Genomic DNA, 16,840 nt, shown 5'->3' on the forward strand with positions numbered 1-16,840 from the left:
TAAAAAGTAAGTGACTCATTTTTAGTTAAATACATGATAATTAAAATCTAATGTTTGTAAATAAATTGTTAAGTCCTAATTAGTGTCTGCTAATTATAACCTAATATGATGCTTAGACGTTTTGGAATACCTTTTTTTTATAAAAGGATAGAATTTACAGGAAGGGCTCTTAAAGTTTATCTAAAATTAGCGGTAATCTCATTACAACTATTTCTATAATGGTAAATTACCTTTCTATTGAATTTAGAACTTATTTGAAAGAATGCTAAGAAGACTAAAAAGATTATTTAGTAGTAATAGAATTGAAAATGTATTAATTACCCCATATAGAAGTTATGGAACAAAGAATCATCTCTATATTCTGGGTAGAGTTTTAGATGATGTTCCTCTTAAAATCGTAAAGGATCAGTCCTTTTTTAATACTCTTAAAACCACCTACAAACAGTTTGATAGTTTTGAAATTTCATACGCAAAAGTAGAACTGAATATTCCCCAATTTTTAGATCTAAAAACTGAAGCAGATAGAGAAGGTTATTTTCTATTCGAAGAAACCTTTACAGAGGACCTTTCCTCAAAGGCAAATGATGAAGGTTGGGTTACTGTAAATTTGTTGTTTAAGAAAAGTGAAGATTCTATCCCTTCAGAAGAAAGAAAACATTTCCAAGGAGAAGTATTAGTTCCAAATGATAAGGCGGAGTATGGTATAATTAGCGATATAGATGATACTATAATTCATACAGGAGTTACTTCTTTTTTAAAATGGAGGCTCCTTAAAAATTCATTGCTTACCAATGCTTATAAAAGGATTCCATTTAAAGGGGCAGCAGATTTTTATCAGAAACTTCATTTAGGGAAAAATGGTGAAAATAAGAATCCGGTTTTCTACATTAGTAATAGTCCGTGGAATTTGTACCAGTATTTAAAGCTTTTCATGGACTTTAATAAATTTCCAAAGGGGCCAATTTTACTTCGAAACTTTCGCACTCCTTTCGATAGATCTATTAAACCAGAAAAACCTCATAAGCAGAAGGAGATCATCAATATTTTAAAGACCTACCCAGAATTAAAATTCATATTAATTGGTGATAGTGGAGAACATGATGCATCTATATATACAGATATCGCAGCGCAATATCCAGATAGGATCTTGACTATCTATTTAAGAAGTGTGAATCACAAGCGACAGATGGACCGGGTAAGGAGTATTGTAACCGAATTTGATACCACCCCAATATTGATGGTAGATAATTCTAATGATGCTGAAGAACATGCCCGCCAAAACGGATTTATTTAGTAAAATTAAAAATCCCGCGAATTTCGAGATTGGATTTTTTATGATATCCACTTAGTGTGAAGCACTTGCTTGCTGTTCCAAAGGAGACTTCCTAGGCATTGTTCTAAAAATAACATCCCATAAAGGAGAGGAAACCCCAAAAGCCTTATCTGGCTCTCTGTAATGGTGAATAATATGGTGATGCCACAAGATTTTCAAAAAATTCTTGGGAACCTTAAATGCATGCACAGAATAGTGTACTCCTAAATATGCGGTATATCCAATTAGAAAACTTGCAAGGAATCCAAATGCATAATATCCCATAACACTTTTATAGATAATAAAGAAAATAGTTACCAAGATCAAACTTAAAATGGGCGGCATAGCCAATCTGTCTTTATCTTTCGGGAAATCGTGATGTACACCATGCATAGTGTATACAAATTTTTCTCTTTTAGGATTGGTGACCGGTAGATGATAGAGATACCTATGCATTAAGTATTCTATAAACGTAAAAAAGAACAATCCGCATAAGAAAAGTAAGATTATACTTGGTACTTCAAAACCTTTTTCTACGATCCCAAAATATATTAGAATGATAGAGATCACAGTAAAAATGATTAAAGGCGCAGCAATATGGGTGTGCGTAAGCTTTTCTAAAATCGGATTTTTAAAAAGTTTAATAGAGCCCTTTTGTTTTGGTCTTTTATGCCTGATAGCCTCCATTTTCATCAAAATTTAAAATAATCCGTGCAATTGAGCATCAATTTTGCTAATTATATCTCCCAAATCCTCCGGGTTGTCCACAAAATTTATATTATCTACATCTATAATGAGCAAGTTCCCTTTATCATATGTATGGATCCAAGCTTCATAACGTTCGTTCAGTCTACTAAGATAATCAATAGAGATAGTATTTTCATATTCTCTACCTCGTTTATGTATTTGCGCAACCAAATTTGGGATGCTGCTTCTTAGATATATAAGAAGATTAGGACCTTCTACCAAACCCTCCATTAGGTCGAAAAGTGATCGGTAATTTTCGAAATCCCTATTTGGCATCAATCCCATTGCATGAAGGTTGGGTGCAAAAATATGAGCGTCTTCATAAATAGTTCTATCTTGAATAATCTTTTGACCACTTTCTCTTATTTGTAGGATTTGTCTAAACCGAGTATTAAGAAAATATATTTGAAGGTTAAAGGACCAACGCTCCATTTTATTATAAAAATCCTCGAGATAAGGATTTTCAAGAACATCTTCATATTGTGGTTCCCATTTATAATGTTTCGCTAATAATTTTGTGAGGGTGGTTTTACCAGACCCTATATTTCCCGCAATGGCTACATGCATATTTAACTCTTTATGACTGATTATTTTTTGAGTACGATGAAATTAACTCAAAGACGATAAAGATACAAGTTTTAGCCTAAAAATAGCTGATTAGAATAATTCTAAGCATGCATTATATTTGTTTCTTTCTTCAAACACAATTAACATTGTTGGTTAAAGAATTATAAAGATGAAGTTTTAAGATAGTTAATGTCATATATTAATTGAAATTCTATGTTAGTCATGATTAAAACTATATCTTTTTTTAGCTTGCTACTTATACTAAACTCCTGCAAAAATGATGATCCAGGAGATGTTCTTCTTTCTTCTGAAGAAATAAATATAAACGGCACAAAGTATTCCGAAAGCAAAAATAATTTTGCTAACACTTATTCCGTCTTTATAGATTCTCTTAAGGCTAATGAAGCGATTACAATAGTTGCAGAAGTGGATCATGCAGCAAATGCAAGATCTGTAGGGCGTGTTCTTAATCCTACGAAAATTGTATTCTTTGGAAATCCAGTTTTGGGAACTCCATTGATGCAGAAAAATCAGTTGGCTGGTTTAGATCTGCCACAAAAGGTATTATTCTTCGAAAATTCTGCAACCACAGTATATGCACTATATAATAGCGTTCCTTATTTAGAATCCAGACACGATCTTCAAGGAGTTAGTACTTTGTCACAAATTTCTACTGCTTTGGAGAACTTAACGAAAGCTGCTACTTCTTCGGAAATTAAACGAGCTACAGATCTAACGGTAGAATTTGAAGAAGGTATTATCACTGTTGAAAGTGCTCAAGATTTTGAATCTACTTACAATGCTTTGGAAAATGCTATAGCTTCAAATGAAAATTTAAGTATTGTTGTTCAATTAGACCATCAGGCAAATGCAGCTAGTGTAGGATTGGAATTAAGGCCAACAAAAATCATTGTTTTTGGAAACCCTAATCTTGGCTCACCCTTAATGCAAAACAAACAAACTATAGGACTAGATCTCCCTCAGAAAATGTTGGTTTGGGAGGATGAAAATGCTGTGGTGAAGATCTCCTATAATGATCCTTTCTTTCTCGCCATTAGGTATAATATTGAGGGGAATGAAGATATCTTAGATCAAATTTCCACCGCCTTGACAAATCTTGCAAATAGTGCTGCTGGATTGTAATCACATCAATAAGTCCACTTATAAATTTCAGATCGTAAATAACAATCGTTACAATCTGAAAACATCCAGAGGCAATCGATAAAATCGGTGATCATATGAAATAAGAATCCAATAAATATTAGTTTAAAAAGTTTATTCTTGATAAGCAAAACACCAAGAATATATCCCAAAATTGCAATTTCAGAATGTAACGGATGATAGCCAATTCCACACCGATTGGGATCAAAAAGAGGTGTGGTAAAAACATGGTCTAAATCTACCAACATAGTGAGAACAAGAATTAGCCAGTTTCGTTTCCATTGCTCCTTATCATACCAATAAGCAATAGCACCTATGGCGAGAAAATGAAGTGAATAATGGACAATAGATTGCAATATCAATTGGAGACTAGTAATAGTTAAAGATCGGGTTCAAACTTTTCTTTTTAAGATTTATCTTCAACATCTGGCTGTAAAAGTCTCCGAAGTTTTCTGTTCAAATGAATATATCGGTAGATCCCAATAGATATAAAAATAACACATATAAATAGAGAAAGATATCCCAACCATTGTACATGCTCATATTCCTTGATCTGTAAAATAGCTAATCCCCCAATAAATAGATACAAGGAAGAACGAATGTAGGAAAGCAATGTTCGCTCATTCGCTAATTTCGTCCGCTCCAATGCTAGATGTTCCCGAATGAATTTCTCATCGATCCTCTGAGTTTTAAATGGATTGTATAGTTTAACTCTTCTCATTTGTAAAAATAAAAGATTTTAGTTGTGAGTAGATTGGCAAGTACAACCAGGTGCAGTAAAGCTTTGACTGCTCTCATGCCATGGAAATGCTTGATTATAATTATTGTTTTCCCAATAAAAATCACTTCTTTCCTTCGGATTGTTCCCAACTTCATTCATAGTGGCAGAATCAAATAAACGTCCGTTAACCATGGTAAATTCAACTGTATTTGAATTTTGGATATCTTCCAAAGGGTTTTTACTCAGAACTATCATATCAGCCAATTTTCCAACTTTTAAAGATCCTATTTCATTACCCATTCCAAGGTACTCTGCTCCGTTAATTGTTGCGGTTCTCAAAGCTTCCATATTGCTCATTCCACCCATTTGTAGTAACCACAGTTCCCAGTGTGCTCCAAGGCCTTGTAGTTGCCCGTGTGCTCCAAGATTTACCTTTACACCTTTATCGCTTAATGCTTTTGCAGTTTCAGAAACTAAAATGGGACCATTGTCATATTCTTCTTGTGGAAGCATCTCTCTACGTCTAGATCTGGAATCTACAATGAAACGTGGAGTGAAGGTCAATAACTTTTCATTTTCCCAAACATTCGATTTCTCATACCAGTAAAATTCTCCGTTGATTCCACCATAATTTACAATAAGAGTAGGGGTATAGCCTGTATTACTATTTCCCCAAAGTGTGAGCACATCTTTATAAACCGGTGCTACGGGAATATTATGTTCAATCCCTGTATGGCCATCTATGATCATACTCATATTATGGAAAAAAGTACTTCCTCCTTCAGGAACCACATTTAGATCTAATTCTTTGGCAGCCTGCATCACTTGTTGGCGTTGCTCTCTTCTTGGCTGATTATAACTTTTTATAGAATTTGCACCAAAGGCTTTAGTTCTTCTAAGTGCAGATCTTGCATCTTCCAAACTGTTGATGTCTGCTTTAAAATCGCCATCGGCACCATAGATTATGATCCCTGTAGAAAACAATCTCGGTCCAACCATTTCTCCGTTCTTGATCATTTCTGCCATTCCAAATACCGTTTCACTTAATGCAGATGGATCATGGGCAGTGGTAACACCAAAGGCAAGGTTTGCATAAAGCGGCCAGTGTTTCTTTGGGCTAATTCCATATCTAAAGGCTCCAATATGAGCATGTGCATCTACAATTCCAGGCATGATGGTCTTTCCTGTTAGATCGTAAGTTTTTGCGTTTTTAGGAACTTCAATATCATTAGCATTTCCAAGTGCGACAATTTTATTTTCGTTTACTACAATAGTTCCATTTTCAATTACACTATCACCTTCCATAGTAATTATACGCACGTTGGTAAAGGCAATTTGCCCTTTTGGAACATCTGTCTTTGCTAGTAAACCTATTTTTAAGCCAGTCTCTGTTATTGCTGAAATAGAGTCTGGTGAAGTTTCTAAAAATGTAAATTTCTGGTCTATTTCATTTGTGAAATATTCGTCTCCTAAGGTCCAGTGAACTTTGTCGCTATTATTAGACCAATGCAAATTGATTCCTGCATCTTTTGTGATCTGGGTTACAGGAAAAGCTTTGGATTTTCCATCAAGATCTATAGGCTTCCCTGTCATTACAAAAGGAGCCACATAGGCTTTATGTAAATTTGAAAATACGATCCATTTATTATCTGGACTAGGGATCAATCTGTTTGCGTATTTCGAATTGAAATGTACACGTTCATCCTCACCATTCAGGTCTATACTTTTTAAACTCTTGGTAAGATCGCCAAAAAGGTATCCGCCAGTTTGAAAGATAATTCTGGAATCATCTTTATTGAAAACAGGAAAATCTCCTTCTTTATTTATTTTTTCTGAATTCTTCCCGTCGCCATTCATCAAATAGATTCCTGGCTCCTTGGTAAATGTTTCGCCTAGATCTGTGTTTCCAGACTCCTTGGTGTACACTATTTTATCGCCATTTCTGGAGAAAGATGGGTTTCTATAGATTCCTTTTTCTGAAGTTAATGCTACCGGGTTTCCTCCCGAAAGGCTTACTTTTTTAATACTTCCCTTCTTTTGATCGTCCCAAGTTACGTAGATAATAGTCTTCCCATCTGTAGAAAAAGAAGGATCAAATTCGAAATCTGTATCCTTAGTCAAGCGTTGAGGTTTTCCATTTGGAAGTTCTTTTTTCCAAAGAAATCCTAATCCGTGAAAAACCAATGTTTTTCCACTTGGAGAAGTCACTGCATTTCTAATAGCTTTCGCGGTGAAATTCTCAGAAAATACCTTAGGACTGGAATGATGTGCTTCAGCTATTTTTATAGTTGTTTCAGCATTGAAAGGGATTTCTTTTACTTCAGAAGTTTCCACATTAATGCGTTTTATTTTTCCTTCATTCCAGATCACCACTTCTTTATTGTTCGGCATCCAGCTAAATCCAGGATATACTCCAAAAATAGCCCAAGCCTCTTGCTGGTCTTTAGTTAGGTTGTCATAAACAGGTCGTTCTTCTCCAGTTTTTAGATCATGCACGTACAATACAGTCTTGGTACGCACTCTTTTAATAAAAGCCAATTTTGTACCATCTCGGGAAATCTGAGGTCTTGCAGCTCCACCAGAACCTCCTGTAATTGTAAGAATTTCTCCTGTTTCAAGATCATAACGTTTTATAACATAGATCTGTTTGTTCGGATCTTTGTTATACTGAAAATTCCCTCCAGGATACATATCTTCACTATAATACAAATAGCGACCATCTGGGGAAGTGCTAGGTTCATTCACATCCTGTTGATCGTTCTTTCTTTCGGTTAGTTGAAGCCCTGCAGTTCCTGCAATATGATATTGCCACATTTCTCCTGCACCCAAAGAGCGTCCGGAGGTAAAGTGTTTTCTGGCGATTATGGAATTTCCATCTGCCGTCCAAACTGCGTTATTTAAGAGTCGAAATTCTTCGGTGGTAAGTTGTTTTGCGTTTTTTCCTTCAGCATCCATGATCCAAATATTATCTCCACCTCCAGCATCACTGGTAAATAAGATCTTAGATCCATCTGGGCTAAATCTTGGTTGCACTTCATAAGGCATTCCCGATCTTAATAGCTCAGCTTTTCCGCCTGAAATTGGCATGCTAAAAATATCTCCTAAAAGATCGAATACTATCTTGCTGCCATCTGGACTCACATCCAAATTCATCCAGGTACCTTCATCTGTATTCAAGGGAACCTCATTGATCTTCCAATCTTTGGTATAAGGATTGGAAACATCCCATTTATCTTTTTTGTCTTTTTCCTGTGAGAATGTGGTGGCAGAGAGTAATACTAAAGCTAGTGTGAGCAATAATTTTTGAATCATATTTATTTTTTATAAGGATAGTTAAAGATACCATTTCTTTTATTTTTACATAATCTTAATATTTTTAAACTATGAAAGATAAAGATCTTCCCGAATATTGGCTTAGGGGTAAAGTTGAAGGCACTCCAGATCTTTTGCAACCAATTGTTCATTCATTGCTTCAGTCTAAACTTGAACTGAAGAAATATATGTTGGATTTTACAGAATCTCTACTCTGGGAAAAGCCTGCAGGAAGAGCTTCTGTAGGATTTCATTTGCAACATCTCACTGGAGTTTTAGATAGATTATTCACCTATGCTGAAGGTAGAAATCTAACGGAAGAACAATTAAAATTCTTAAAAAAGGAAGCTATTCCAAACAGTGATTTTTCTTCAGAGATGTTAATAGCTGAATTCAACAAAAAAATAGAGGAAGTGCTCGAAAAGTTGAAGACCATCCCGGTTGCTAGCTTAACCGAATTTCGTGGTGTGGGGAGAAAACAATTACCTTCTTCTGTAATCGGTTTGATCTTTCATGCTGCAGAACATACCCAACGGCATATAGGACAATTATTGGTTACAGTAAGTGTTGTAAAAGAGGAAAATTAATCTTCATTTATTGGAATAGTCAGTAGCGGAATGTTCCCATTCTTTAAGAGCTCAAGCGAAACACTTTCAGATAATAAGTTATGCAGGAAACTATGTTTATGATTTCCTACTATCAAAAGATCTGCACGTAGCTTTTTTGCTTCATTTAAAACAGTTTCTACTGTTGAACCTTGAATTAGAAGGGCAGCAGATTCTATTTTCTTATCAAGAAACATATTGGTGATTGCCTGTAGCTTTTTATGTTCGTCTTTCAATTCATCTGCTCTAAAGTCTCTTATGTATTGAGGTCCGGGTTCATATCCCACAAAATCTGGATGGGGATCTGCTACATGAACTACCCATATTTTAGCATCAAATTGCAAGGCTAAAGCTTCAGCATATCCTAATAATTTTCCTACGGCATCATTAAAATCTACCGCCACCATGATATTTTTAAATACTGTTTTCATAACCTATTTTTTAATATTCATTTTTCAAGTCGACTACATTTCTTAAAGGTTCGCTGTTGTTTAGCCGCATATAATTCTCCATTAGTTGATGCGCTACTTTCTTGGGATCTGTAACACTGGCAATATGTGGAGTGATATGCACTTTGGGGTGCTTCCAAAAAGGATGTTCCTCCGGCAAAGGCTCTGTTCTAAAAACATCTAAACTTGCTCCAGAAAGTTGTCCGGTATCAAGCATTTCTAAAAGATCATGTTCTACCAAGTGCTCTCCTCGGGCAATATTTATAAGGTAAGCGCCTTTAGGTAATTTTTCAAATAATTCTTTATTTAGAATGCTTTCCGTTACTGAAGTTAAGGGTAACAAACAGATAAGAATACTAGTATTTTTAAGGAAATCGTTTAAACCTCTTTCTCCGTGATAGGTGCTCACGCCTTCAATTTGCTTTTGAGTTTTAGACCAGCCGGAAACGTTAAATCCGTTTTTAGATAAGGTTAAAGCTGCGGATTTTCCAAGTACTCCAAGACCCATGATGCCAATATTTTCTTCATCTACAATATTGTAGGCCTGTGGATCCCAAATTTTCTCACTGTGGTGTAATGATATATTTCTAATCTTATCTAATACTAAAGCTAACACGAAAATGCTCATATCCTTAGTGAGTTGCTCGTCTATAATTCGAGTAATAAGAGCGTTTTTAGGAATTTCGGGATCGCAAATAATATGATCTACTCCCGCGCCAATAGAAGCAATCACCTCTAAATTAGAATACTTGTTAAATATTCCTTTTGGGTGTTTCCAAGTTACTGCGTAAGTTATTTCCTGTGGATTATGCTCTTCTGGATATACATACAACTTAACATTAGGCTGTTCTTCCTTAATAGCATTTACCCAAACTTTAGGGTCTCTTCCAGGAAATATCAATAAGACTGACATCTTTTAATTTTTTAATTCACGAAGGCACTATAACCGGTAATGGCACGTCCTACTATAAGTGTATTTATTTCTTTGGTTCCTTCATAGCTATAGATAGCTTCAGCATCGGCAACAAATCGGGCAACATCATGTTCCAGTAGAATTCCATTTCCACCTAATACTTCTCGAGCTCTGCTTACAACGTCTCTCGTGCGCATGCTGCAATACACTTTAGCTAAAGAGGCATGTTCATCTGTAAGGAGTTCTTGATCTTGTAATTCTGAAAGTCTAAATACCATAGTTTGCATAGCCGTTAAGTTGGAAAGCATCTCTACCAAATGATCTTGAATTAGTTGATAGGAGGCAATAGGTCTTCCAAATTGCTCCCTTTTTTTGGAGTATTTCAAAGCACTTTCATAAGCTCCACGTGCACATCCAACCGCTTGCCAAGCAACTCCTGCGCGGGTCATTTTTAAAACTTTGGCGGTGTCCCTAAATGAATTAGCATTCTGCAGCCTATCACTTTCAGGGATTACGCAATCTGTAAGTGTAATTAGGGCATTTTGTACGATTCTAAGAGCCATTTTATCTTCCATCTTTTCAGCGACAAAACCCGGATTGTCTTTTCTAAGTATAAAACCTTTTACTTTATTAGAATCTTCATCTCGTGCCCAGATAATTATTACATCGGCAAAAGTGGCATTTCCAATCCATTTTTTCTGTCCATTCAAGATCCAATTCTCCCCATCAAATTTACAGGTTGTTTCCATACCTTGAGAAACTCCAGATCCAACATTGGGTTCAGTCAATCCAAATGCGCCAATCTTCTCTAATTTTTGCATTTGTGGCAGCCATTCTTGTTTTTGCTCGTCGCTTCCGCATAGATAAATAGATCCCATTGCCAGACCGCTATGCACTCCAAAAAAGGTGGAGATTGAAACATCTACTCGAGCCATTTCCTGTGCGATGACCCCTTCCATTAAGAAAGGCAAATTAGGACAGCCATAGCCTTCATAAGGAATACCAGCTATATTTAGTTTTTTGAATTTTTCTATGATCTCAAACGGAAATTTTGCTCTGTTCCAATGATCATTTACCAGTGGTTTTACTTCATCTTCCATGAAATTACGAACTTCTAGCTGAAGCTCGCGCTGCTCTGGAGAAAGTTTAAGGTCCAAATTATAGAAATCACCATCGATAGGAGGCAGGTCATGTTGACCTTTTTTCTTTTTGGTTTTCAGCATTTTCATAAGGCCTTTCAATTGGCGCTCATCAAGATTTCCTAAAGCATCCATGGCTTCAGGGAGATCTATGGTTTCACTTATTTTTGCCAGCTGATTTAAATCTACCGACTTTAAAAGATTGATCGTATTTTTTACTTTTCCGAAGAGCGACATAGGTAAGGTTTTTCTTGAATCTTAAAATTAGGGTTTTAATACGCTGTTCCTTGTTAAAGATTTCCGAAGAATTTTCAGAAAACAAAAAAGGCCACTATTTCTAGTGACCTTTTCGAATATAAGTTAAAAATTTTGGATTAATTTAATTCAAAAGCCTCTTTTACTTTATCTACATAATCCAATTTCTCCCAAGTAAAAAGCTCCACTTCTCTCACAATCCTCCCGGAATATGGACTTTCAAAAATTTTGGTGATAGTTCTAGGTTCTTTCCCCATATGTCCATAAGCGGCAGTTTCTCTATATATAGGATTTCTAAGTTTCAATCTATTCTCAATGCTTGCAGGTCTCATATCAAAGATCTCGGCTACTTTTTTTGCGATCTCCCCGTTAGAAAGTTTCACTTTAGAAGAACCATAAGTATCTACAGAAATAGAAGTTGGTTTAACAACTCCAATAGCGTACGAAACTTGAATTAAAACTTCATCTGCAACTCCCGCCGCAACCAAATTTTTAGCGATATGTCTTGCTGCATATGCGGCAGATCTATCTACTTTACTAGGATCTTTTCCAGAAAAGGCTCCACCTCCGTGCGCTCCTTTTCCACCATAGGTGTCTACAATGATCTTTCTTCCCGTAAGCCCAGAATCCCCATGTGGGCCTCCAATTACAAACTTTCCGGTTGGATTAATATGGTACGTAATTTTATCATTGAATAATTCCTGAACATATTGAGGGAATAGTTTTATTACACGCGGAATCAAAATTTCCTTCATGTCCTTCTTGATCTTGCTCAACATCGCATCATCATCTTCATCAAACTCGTCGTGTTGGGTAGAGATCACGATAGCTTCTATACGTTGTGGCACATTCTCGTCACTATATTCAATAGTTACCTGACTTTTAGAATCGGGTCTTAAATAGGTGATTTCTTTTTCTTCTCGGCGTAACTTTGCCAATTCAATTAAGATCTTGTGAGAAATATCTAATGCCAAAGGCATGTAATTTTCAGTCTCGTTGGTTGCGTAACCAAACATCATACCTTGGTCACCAGCACCTTGTTCCTCTTTTTCCCCACGATCTACCCCTTGGTTAATGTCCTGAGATTGTTCATGGATCAAAGAAATTACACCGCAAGAATCCCCGCTAAACTTGTAAGCTCCTTTGGTATAACCTATATCGTTAATTACCTCTCGGGCAATATTTTGTACATCTATATACGTGTTGCTTTTTACTTCTCCAGCCAAAACAACTTGTCCAGTAGTTACGAGTGTTTCACAGGCAACCTTGGAATTCTCATCAAAAGCTAAAAAATTGTCTAGTAATGTATCACTGATTTGGTCAGCTATTTTATCTGGGTGTCCTTCAGACACACTCTCTGAAGTGAATAAATACGCCATTCTTGTCTTTTTAATTAGTAAGTAAGAAAATATTTGACGGGAATTGCTAGCGGAGTTTACACTGCTTTAGCATTTTTTAAGGGTAGCAATCAGTCAAATCATTCCCTGTAATCGTAAGTCGCAAATGTATAAAATTAGATTGAATGCCGTCATCCTTTAACTTCTTTTTTGATATTTGTTGAGCGCTCCACTTCGCCAAAAGGCCTGCCCGAGAGTTCAGGCGGGCTCACGGCAGGCTTTCGCGACTCGCTTCCCGACAAAAAGGTCGGGAGAGCTTAAACAAACGCTCAATCCTTAGCGCAAAAAAACAAATCACGACCTGAGCATTGACTTTTAGTGGTTTAAGTGAATTTTATAAAAAATAATTGAGATTAAATTTGGTTTATAAAAGATTCTGTCGTTAAATTTGTAATCTAGATTTTAACGAAATGAATCAAGTAATTTTTAATATGTGTATGATGATGTTGGGGAAACCCGCAGCGTTCACTATTGCATAAAACTTAACTTATAAGAATTGCAAAAGCCGCTGCCAACCGCAGCGGCTTTTTTTGTTTATATAATCCAAAACAAATAATAATTAAAAAGGCTTGAAAGATTTCAGTCCGAACAAATTAAAATGAAAACAACTTTCTCAATAATTACCATAATGTGCTGTAAGATGCAAATGTGTATGATTTACGCAGCAAGCCGCTATTGCCAAAAATTCAGGATGTAAATTAGTTTTATATAGTTCAATTCCTAAATCCCTCTGGCAAACTTACCAGAGGGATTTTTTATTTCAGCAAAATCAAGATCATTAGAAAAATTCAAAATAAACCTTTAAAACAAAAATTATGAGCACACAACAATTCGCAACAAACGCATTGCACGCAGGTCACGATGTAACAATCAACGGAGGAACCAGAGCTGTTCCATTGTATCAAACCACATCCTATGTTTTTAAAAATTCAGATCATGCGGCTAACCTATTTTCGTTGGCAGAGCCGGGATTTATTTACACCAGAATTAACAATCCAACCAACGATATTCTCGAGCAACGATTAGCCACGTTAGAGGGTGGAATTGGAGCGGTGGTAACGGCCTCTGGAACTGCAGCTATCAATACTACTTTACTTACTTTGTTAAGATCTGGAGATCATATAGTAGCATCTAGTAGTCTTTATGGAGGGACTTACAATCTTCTAAATGTAACCTTACCTAGATTTGGGATTACCACCACTTTTGTAGACCCATCTAATCCAGAAAATTTTCAAAAAGCGGCCAAAGAGAATACTAGGGTGTTTTTCATAGAATCTCTTGGTAATCCCAAGTTAGATGTTCTGGATATCAAAGCTATTTCTACCTATGCTAAAGAGTTTAAAGTTCCTTTAATAGTAGATAATACAGTTGCAACACCTTCACTTTTAAATCCAATCCAGTACGGAGCAGATATTGTAATTCATTCCCTTACTAAATATATCAACGGGAATGGGACTTCTCTTGGAGGTGTAATTATTGATGCCGGAAAATTTGATTGGGCCAATGGGAAATTTCCGGAATTTACAGAGCCTTCCGCAGGATACCATGGTCTTGTTTATCACGACGCTTTAAAAGAAGCAGCTTTTATTGCAAAAGTAAGGATAGAAGGATTGCGCGATCATGGCGCGGTATTAAGCCCTTTCAATGCCTTCCAGATCATTCAGGGATTGGAAACTTTAGAAATTAGGATTAAAAAGCACAGTGAAAACGCATTGGCTTTGGCTAAATGGTTACAGGAGCAAGATCAGGTGAAATGGGTGAATTATCCAGGACTTGAGAGCAGTGAATATTATGAGCTTGCCCAGCAGTATTTGCCTAAAGGTCAAAGCGGAGTTGTAACCTTTGGAGTAGAAGGTGGTTTTGATGCGGCAAAGGTTATTGCAGATGAAACCACTATTTTCTCATTGCTTGCAAATATTGGGGATACCAAATCTTTAATAATTCATCCTGCCAGTACAACTCATCAACAATTGAGTGATGAACAACAGGAAACTACAGGAGTTACCAAAGATCTCATTAGACTTTCTGTTGGATTAGAGGATCTGGAAGATCTTAAAACTGACCTAAAACAAGCATTTTCCAAGATCGGAAAAAAGGTTTTAAAATAATTTGTTTGTTAATGAAGACAATTGGAATGAACAAATCCTCATGCGTGATTTCCGATTGTTATTCATTATTGATAAAACTTAAAAATAGTTAGTAATGCTTCATAAGATATACATTTCAGACTTTAAGAATAATGCAGGAACCATTCAGGAGCTCCAGTTGACATATCAAATTTTTGGTAGGGAATTAGGAACTGCGCCAATAGTTCTGGTGAATCATGCACTCACTGGAAATTCAGCAGTAACAGGAAAAAATGGTTGGTGGAAAGAAGTAATTGGGATTGATAAATGCATCAATCTTCTAGAGTATACAGTTCTGGCATTTAATAATCCAGGGAATGGTTTTGATGGAGAGGAGTCTCAGTTATTATTAAATTATAAAGAATTTACGCTTAGGGATATAGCTAAAATTTATTCTGAAGCTTTAAAACAATTAGGGATTTCTAAGATATTTGCAGGAATTGGTGGCTCTATAGGCGGGGCTTTGTTATGGGAACAGGCAGTTTTAGATCCAGATCTCTTTGAACATATAATTCCAGTAGCAGCAGATTATAAATCTTCACAATGGGTAAAGGCACAGTGTAAGGTGCAGGATCAGATCTTAAATAATTCTGTAAATCCGGTTGCAGATGCTAGAATGCATGCAATGACAATTTATAGAAGTCCGGAATCTTTCATCTCGAAATTCAGTTCAAACCAAAACCATAAAAATGGAACCGGAAATATTGAAGGCTGGTTGGAGCACCATGGTAAAAAACTAGAAAATAGATATCAATTGGCAGCTTACAAACTAATGAATCATTTGCTTTCTACTTCAGATATAAGTTTGGGTAGTGGAGATCATTTAAGTGCGGCATCAAAAATTACTGGAGACATTCATATAATTACAATCAATTCTGATGGCTTGTTTACAGCCAATGAGAATTGGGATACTTATGTAAATCTGTCTCTTATCAAAGAAAATATAAGTATTCATGAAATTAGATCTATACATGGGCATGATGCTTTTCTAATTGAGAATTCTCAAATAGCATCCTTTTTAAATCCAATATTCAACACTAGTAACAAACAAAATGAAAAAAATAAACATAGTACTCTTCGGAGTAGGTAATGTAGGGAGTGCCTTAATAAATCAGATATTGGAAGCCCGATCCAAAATTTTAAATTCTTCTCAGTTAGAAATTAATATCGCGGTTTTGGTAAATTCTAAAATTGCCTTTTATAATAATAATACCATAAACAACTCTTGGGAGGCAGATTTTAAAACCTATGGATATCCTTATAAATTGTCTCATATTTTAAATCATGTTAAAAAGGAGAAACTCACCAATTTAATCGCAGTAGATGCTACTGCAAGTGAAGATTTCGTTAAAAATTATAAGGAGCTCATAAGAAATGGATTTCATATAGTTGCCGCCAATAAAACAGCTAATACATTGTCAGATAAATTCTATAAGGAGTTAAGAATTGAATTAAAAAAGCACAATAAACAATTCCTTTATGAAACCAATGTGGGAGCTGGGCTACCGGTAATTAAAACAGTACAAGATCTACATTTAGCGGGCGAAGAGATAACTAAAATAAGAGGGATCTTCTCAGGGTCTTTAAGTTATATTTTTAATACATTTTCCAACGGTAACAAATCATTTTCTGAAGTTTTGGAGGATGCTAGAACCAGAGGACTTACAGAGCCAGACCCCAGAATAGATCTTTCAGGAAAAGATGTGGGTAGAAAATTGTTGATCCTTGCCAGAGAAATAAATATCCTTAAAGAACTTTCTGAAGTTAGGATTGAAAATCTGGTTCCTAATCATCTCAATGGAAAAAGTTCAATTTCTCATTTTATCGAGAATCAACAAGAACTAAACTTAAATTTCGAAGAACGGAGATCAAAATTAAAGTCGGATGAGGTTTTAAGGCATATTGGAGAGTTAGACGTAGCCAGCGGAGAATTAGAAGTGAAATTGGTAACAGAAAAAAGAAGTTCTCCCTTTGGAAGTTTACAGGAAGCCGATGCTTCTTTTGAAATATATACGAAGTCTTATGGGAATAGGCCAATTGTTATTCAAGGCGCTGGAGCAGGCGCTTCGGTGACATCAAGAGGAGTATTGTCTGATCTTTTAAAGATTTCAGAAAAACTTAATGGTATTTAATATA

General features: G+C 35.8%; 15 protein-coding genes. 6 read left to right on the plus strand and 9 right to left on the minus strand.

Features of this window, described 5'->3' with window-relative positions; translation table 11 throughout:
* Window positions 1-262: 262 nt before the first annotated feature.
* A complete protein-coding gene (locus tag H033_RS0106610; RefSeq protein WP_026837588.1) occupies window positions 263-1,294 on the plus strand; it encodes an App1 family protein in 1,032 nt (343 codons plus the stop codon).
* Window positions 1,295-1,345: 51 nt separating this feature from the next.
* On the opposite strand, the gene H033_RS0106615 is transcribed toward H033_RS0106610, so the two are convergent.
* Window positions 1,346-1,999 (minus strand): sterol desaturase family protein, encoded by a 654-nt coding sequence (locus H033_RS0106615; protein ID WP_034886310.1) that lies wholly within the window; start codon window positions 1,997-1,999, stop codon window positions 1,346-1,348.
* A gap of 12 nt (window positions 2,000-2,011) precedes the next feature.
* Window positions 2,012-2,626, minus strand: coding sequence for a deoxynucleoside kinase (locus H033_RS0106620; RefSeq protein WP_026837590.1), 615 nt, complete (start codon window positions 2,624-2,626; stop codon window positions 2,012-2,014).
* Window positions 2,627-2,848: 222 nt separating this feature from the next.
* On the opposite strand from H033_RS0106620, the gene H033_RS0106625 reads away from it, so the two are divergent.
* Window positions 2,849-3,769, plus strand: a complete 921-nt coding sequence (locus H033_RS0106625) for a DUF302 domain-containing protein (protein WP_026837591.1) — start codon at window positions 2,849-2,851, stop codon at window positions 3,767-3,769.
* A gap of 5 nt (window positions 3,770-3,774) precedes the next feature.
* Here H033_RS0106625 and H033_RS0106630 read toward each other — a convergent pair whose 3' ends face one another.
* Genes H033_RS0106630 through H033_RS0106640 form a run of 3 tightly spaced genes read right to left on the minus strand, consistent with a single transcriptional unit; the run spans window position 3,775 to window position 7,820 of the window.
* Window positions 3,775-4,146, minus strand: a complete 372-nt coding sequence (locus H033_RS0106630) for a DUF6122 family protein (RefSeq protein WP_034886311.1) — start codon at window positions 4,144-4,146, stop codon at window positions 3,775-3,777.
* A 47-nt stretch (window positions 4,147-4,193) separates the two neighbouring features.
* The gene (locus H033_RS0106635; protein WP_026837593.1) at window positions 4,194-4,508 is read right to left on the minus strand and encodes a DUF202 domain-containing protein; all 315 of its coding nucleotides are present in this window, start codon (window positions 4,506-4,508) and stop codon (window positions 4,194-4,196) included.
* Window positions 4,509-4,526: 18 nt separating this feature from the next.
* Window positions 4,527-7,820, minus strand: coding sequence for an amidohydrolase family protein (locus H033_RS0106640; RefSeq protein ID WP_026837594.1), 3,294 nt, complete (start codon window positions 7,818-7,820; stop codon window positions 4,527-4,529).
* 71 nt (window positions 7,821-7,891) lie between these two features.
* On the opposite strand from H033_RS0106640, the gene H033_RS0106645 reads away from it, so the two are divergent.
* Window positions 7,892-8,407 carry a DinB family protein gene (locus H033_RS0106645; protein WP_026837595.1) on the plus strand — a complete coding sequence of 172 codons (516 nt, stop codon included), beginning with the start codon at window positions 7,892-7,894 and terminating at the stop codon, window positions 8,405-8,407.
* Here the strand turns inward: H033_RS0106645 and H033_RS0106650 are convergent.
* The 4 genes from H033_RS0106650 to metK form a co-directional block, all read right to left on the minus strand.
* Complete coding sequence (locus tag H033_RS0106650) at window positions 8,404-8,856, minus strand: universal stress protein (RefSeq protein WP_026837596.1); 453 nt, start codon at window positions 8,854-8,856, stop codon at window positions 8,404-8,406. The genes H033_RS0106645 and H033_RS0106650 overlap by 4 nt on opposite strands.
* 10 nt (window positions 8,857-8,866) lie before the next feature.
* Window positions 8,867-9,787, minus strand: coding sequence for a 2-hydroxyacid dehydrogenase (locus H033_RS0106655; RefSeq protein WP_026837597.1), 921 nt, complete (start codon window positions 9,785-9,787; stop codon window positions 8,867-8,869).
* Window positions 9,788-9,798: 11 nt separating this feature from the next.
* A complete protein-coding gene (locus H033_RS0106660) occupies window positions 9,799-11,163 on the minus strand; it encodes an acyl-CoA dehydrogenase family protein (protein ID WP_026837598.1) in 1,365 nt (454 codons plus the stop codon).
* A gap of 137 nt (window positions 11,164-11,300) precedes the next feature.
* The gene (metK, locus tag H033_RS0106665) at window positions 11,301-12,560 is read right to left on the minus strand and encodes a methionine adenosyltransferase (RefSeq protein WP_026837599.1); all 1,260 of its coding nucleotides are present in this window, start codon (window positions 12,558-12,560) and stop codon (window positions 11,301-11,303) included.
* An 833-nt stretch (window positions 12,561-13,393) separates the two neighbouring features.
* Between metK and H033_RS0106670 the strand changes: the two genes are divergently transcribed.
* The 3 genes from H033_RS0106670 to H033_RS0106680 all read left to right on the plus strand — a co-directional run bounded on the left by H033_RS0106670 (window position 13,394) and on the right by H033_RS0106680 (window position 16,836).
* Window positions 13,394-14,686 (plus strand): O-acetylhomoserine aminocarboxypropyltransferase/cysteine synthase family protein, encoded by a 1,293-nt coding sequence (locus H033_RS0106670; protein WP_026837600.1) that lies wholly within the window; start codon window positions 13,394-13,396, stop codon window positions 14,684-14,686.
* Window positions 14,687-14,780: 94 nt separating this feature from the next.
* Entirely contained in the window at window positions 14,781-15,794 is a 1,014-nt protein-coding gene (locus tag H033_RS0106675) for an alpha/beta fold hydrolase (RefSeq protein WP_026837601.1), read from the plus strand.
* Window positions 15,757-16,836: an aspartate kinase gene (locus tag H033_RS0106680; protein WP_026837602.1), complete on the plus strand. Its 1,080-nt coding sequence runs from the start codon at window positions 15,757-15,759 to the stop codon at window positions 16,834-16,836. Before H033_RS0106675 ends, H033_RS0106680 begins: the two co-directional genes overlap by 38 nt.
* Window positions 16,837-16,840 lie beyond the last annotated feature (4 nt).

Origin of the sequence: Gillisia sp. JM1 (assembly GCF_000424645.1) — a bacterium.
Classification (GTDB): Bacteria; Bacteroidota; Bacteroidia; order Flavobacteriales; family Flavobacteriaceae; genus Gillisia.